Genomic DNA, 1,036 nt, shown 5'->3' on the forward strand with positions numbered 1-1,036 from the left:
CCCTGAACTCACGAACGAAGTGCAACAACCTGCTAAGGTGTTGCCGCTATGGGAACCCAATACCGACACCTCGATCTTGAAGAGAGGTGTGCGATTGCCAGTCTTGTCGCCGAGGGGCGTTCGATCCGGCAAATCGCAGCAGCTCTGGATCGCTCGACATCGACGATTGCGCGGGAGCTGAGGCGCAACGCGCCGAAGCGGGATGGATACAGGGCGGCCTACGCCGACGAACTGGCCTGGGCGCGGCGCTGGCGTGGGCCGCGCATGGCGCGCCAGCCGGCCCTGCTGCACCATGTCCTGAGCCACCTTGCTATGGGATGGTCGCCCGAACAGATCGCCGGCCGGCTGGCGCTGGACAAGGCTGACATGCGCATCAGCCACGAGTCCATCTACCGCTTCGTCTACGACCAGATCCGCCGCACCAACGACTATCGCTGGCGCCACTATCTGCCGCGCGCCAAGAGCCGCCGCGGACGGCGTCGCAGGCCGCACCGCCCCATGGAGCACATCAAGCACCGCGTGTCCGTGACCCAGCGCCCCGCCTCGGCGACCACGCGCCGGCAGGCCGGGCACTGGGAGGCCGACCTGCTGCATCCCAGGAAGTCCGGCGCGGCGGTGCTGGTCGCCCTGGAGCGGACCTCGCGCCTCATCCTCCTGGCCAAGCAGCCCGGAAAGCAGGCGCAACCGGTCGCGGACCGGTTCAAGGCCTGGTTCCGGATTATCCCGCAACCGCTGCGCCTGTCGCTGACCCAGGACAACGGTCCGGAGTTCTTCCTGCACCACCAACTGCACGAGATGGGCGTGAAGACCTACTTCTGCGATCCTCACAGCCCGTGGCAGAAGGGCGGGGTGGAAAACATGAACGGAAGGCTGAGACGTACGATCCCGCTCGGAACCGACCCCGACAGCTTCTCCGACGACGACCTGCAGGCCCTCGCCGCACGCCTCAACACAACGCCCCGAAAATGCCTCGGCTACAGAACACCCGCCGAGGTCTTCCTAAAACGACTGTTGCACTTCAAATGTGAATCCACCT

At 65.5% G+C, this 1,036-nt stretch carries 1 protein-coding gene; it reads left to right on the forward strand.

Annotation, left to right across the window (positions count from 1 at the left end; genetic code table 11):
• Positions 1-48: 48 nt before the first annotated feature.
• A partial coding sequence (locus J2S73_RS21620) for an IS30 family transposase (protein ID WP_306887793.1) occupies positions 49-1,036 on the forward strand: 988 nt, incomplete at its 3' end.

Origin of the sequence: Amorphus orientalis (genome assembly GCF_030814015.1) — a bacterium.
Classification (GTDB): domain Bacteria; phylum Pseudomonadota; class Alphaproteobacteria; order Rhizobiales; family Amorphaceae; genus Amorphus; species Amorphus orientalis.